Source organism: Bradyrhizobium sp. (assembly GCF_019242285.1).
GTDB lineage: Bacteria > Pseudomonadota > Alphaproteobacteria > Rhizobiales > Xanthobacteraceae > Bradyrhizobium.
This window is the reverse complement of the sequence record NZ_JAFAVV010000550.1, coordinates 1-3,349: the sequence shown is the minus strand read 5'-3', so window position 1 is coordinate 3,349 and position 3,349 is coordinate 1. Positions and strand designations below refer to the sequence as shown.

At 59.0% G+C, this 3,349-nt stretch carries 2 protein-coding genes; both read left to right on the top strand.

The features are described 5' to 3' along the window. The first annotated feature begins 512 nt into the window (after positions 1 to 512). Entirely contained in the window at positions 513 to 860 is a 348-nt protein-coding gene (locus JOY90_RS22320; protein ID WP_291693281.1) for a PadR family transcriptional regulator, read from the top strand. Between the two features lie 2 nt (positions 861 to 862). After that, positions 863 to 3,349: ABC transporter permease (locus JOY90_RS22315; RefSeq protein ID WP_291693280.1), on the top strand; the 2,487-nt coding region annotated here is incomplete at its 3' end.

The following is a 3,349-nucleotide window of genomic DNA, read 5'->3' as shown; positions in this document are numbered from 1 at the left end:
TTCGCGATGGAGCAGTTCATCACCTGGTATTGTTCCGAGCCGAGACTTGCTCTTAATGGGACAGTGTTCTGAGGTTTCGTCTCCATCTGGAATCTCTTGGGATTGGCAGCGGGTACCATCAATCAGCGGCTTGCGGCACCGAGAGATATCTCGGCTGTAAGCAGAACCTTGAGCAGCCGGTGAACGACCGATTTGGCTGCCTTTTCGAATTCAGGACGGTCCAACTACTCTAAGCCCTGATATTGCCGACCGAGAATGGAAAAGCTAGTTTCCGAAAGCTGACTAGACGACAAATCGTTACGATCCTCTGAACTGCCTTTGTCCTCCACATACGTTCCAGGACCAAACCGGAGACCATGTGGATACGCGAGAGGCTGATTTCAATTGTCGTGTGGTTCCGAAGGCCCCCGACAGCCGACATCTCCGGGGTCTTCCTCGACGGGTTATTTCGCATGAAGTCCACTTGACAAGCAAGTGAAGCGTAGTAGTCTCTCTTTAGAGAGACCACTTGGATGCCTAATAAAGAAAAAGAATCAATCCAGCTGCTGCAGGGGACACTTGATCTCATCGTTTTGCGCACACTCGTGACGATGGGCCCACAACACGCTTATCAAATTGCCACGCGTCTCCAGCAGATCTCCGATCAGCTGCTCAACCTCAACCAGGGCACTCTCTATCCAGCATTAGTCCGGCTGGAGCAGTACGGGTGGATTAAGGGAGCCTGGGGAAGGACCGAGAGCAACCGGGAAGCCAAATACTACGAAATCACCAAGGCGGGACAGAAAGCCTTAGGGGAGGAGACAAAAACGTGGAGAAGAATGTCGGCTCTGGTGGAACGGCTCTTGCTTGAGGAGTCTTAGCCATGAAGCACCTGAGACGCATCTTTCTAAGGTTTTATCTGCTTTTCACCGACACCAAAGTCGAGGCGGACCTGGCAAGAGAAATAGCCGCGCATCTAGCATTGATGGAAGACGAATATCTGCGCCAGGGCATGACCCCTGAGGATGCACGACGGGCGGCCAGACTCGCCTATGGAGGCGTGGAGCAGGCGAAGCAACTGCATCGCGACGAGCGAGCGTTTCAAGGGCTGGGCCAGATTCTGCAAGACACTCGATATACCTTCCGCCAACTGCGTAAGTCTCCCGGATTTACAATGACGGCCACCGTGATGCTGGCGTTGGGTATCGGAGCGACGACGGCGATTTTTTCCATCGTCGAGGGAGTACTGCTGCGTCCGCTGCCGTTCCCCGACCCAGATCGTCTGGTTATCCTGGGAGATGTGCTTGAAGGCTCGCATTGCGCGTCTTGCGCTCAGTCCAGCGTAACCGCTCCCGACGTCCGCAATTACATGCGTGACACGCAAAGCTTTAGCCACCTGGGTGGTTATCGAGGAAGATTGTTTGAACTATCCGGCACGGGCGATCCGGCGGCGGTGAATGCGACGCGTATGAGCGGCGAGGTCTTTGCCGCGCTCGGAGTGCCACCGCTGCTGGGGCGCACGTTCACGCAACAGGAAGATGAAGAACAGCAGCAAGTGGCGGTGTTGAGCTATCGCATGTGGCGGAGCCGCTTCCACGGCGATGCGAACGTACTGGGGAGCAAGATCATTCTCTATCGCAAGCCTTACACCGTGATCGGCGTGATGCCGCGCGATTTCGATTTTCCGCTCAACCCTGGGCATGTGAACCAGAGCGAGCTTTGGCTTCCGCTCAGCCTGCAGCCAGAGGAATTTACGGCGGGCAGCGCGGCGTCGTGGAACTCTCGCATGGTGGGGCGCCTAAAGCCCGGCATCACTGTCGAGCGGGCGCAGAGCGATGCGGAGCGAGTGGCGCGGGAAACGATGCGCGACTATCCGGCCTACATGCGCAGTCTTCGTATTCACGCGGTGGCGACGCCGCTGCAGGAAGATACGGTGGAGCAGGCGCGACCCCTTGTGCGCACCCTGTTCTTTGCAGTGATCGTTGTTCTGCTGATCGTGTGTGCGAACCTGGCGGGGCTTCTGCTGGTGCGGGCCATCCGCAGACGAAGAGAGATCGCGGTGCGGCTCGCCCTGGGTGCTCGCGCGGGCACATTACTCCGACAGGCCATCGTGGAAAGCATGGCCTTGAGTATCGCCGGTGGCGCGATAGGGCTGACACTGGCGGCTCTCGCTCTGCGGGTGGGCGTAAGCTTGCTACCGCAGACGCTACCTCGCACCAATGAGATTGGCTTGGACTGGCCGGTCATGCTCTTCGCGCTGGGACTGGCGCTGCTGACCGGCTTCCTCTGCGGATTGGCTCCAGCATTTGCCGCAATCAGGATGAGCGTGAATGAGGCGCTCAAAGAAGGCGGACGCAGCGGCACCTCGGGCAGCGGCCACGCCAGGCTACGCTCGGCGCTGGTGGTTGCGGAGATTGCCGTGGCGCTGACCCTGCTTACCGCCTCCGGCCTATTGCTGCGCAGCTTCGAAAAGATGCGCGATGTCAAATTGGGCTTCCGCCCCGACAATACGGTGGCTGCGCTCTACGTTCTACCGCAGCAGCAGTATCGAACGCAATCTGCGATCGACGAATTCACGAAAACTCTGCTGAACGATCTAGCGCAGTTGCCTGGCGTTGATGCGGTTGGCATCACTTCGTTTTTGCCTGCGGTCGGCAATAACTGGGGCACCACTTTCACGATCGAAGGCTATGTTCCTGCCAGGGGCGGGGGATTGAATATGGCGGCGATGTCGCTGGTCGAGGGTGATCCCTTCGAGGCGCTGGGCATTCGTGTGCTCCGCGGTCGCGTCTTTACCGAGTCGGACAACGCCGGCTCACAGTTGGTGGCTATCGTGAATCACAGGATGGCCGAGCGCTACTGGCCAGGCCAGGACCCGATCGGCAAACGGCTGCGCCGGGGCTTGCCGGAGACCTCCACGCCGTGGATGACGGTGGTGGGCGAGGTCGATGACGTCAAGCTGGGGCCGCCCGATGCGGAGACGATGCCACAGGTATACCAGCCGGTAACACAGACGGTCGCCAGTGAAGGCGTTTTCGCCTCTGTCGGCGAATTGAGCGCCGCCGACGGCTGGATTGTTCTGCGCAGCCGTATGGCCCCGGAGCAGATGGAAGACACGGTGCGCGCAACGGTGCAGAAGATTGACCCGCAGTTGCCGCTCTGCCAGATGCAGACGATGGAGCACGCCATCTCGAAGAGCGAGGCGCCGCGACGCTTCAATACCGTGCTGATTTCCTCGTTTGCCATCGCTGCAGTGCTGCTCAGTGTTCTTGGGATCTATGGCGTGATTGCGTTCTCCGTGGCATTGCGCGAACAGGAAATGGCGGTGCGCATGGCGCTTGGCTGCCAGCGCTCCGGACTGGTCCTGCTG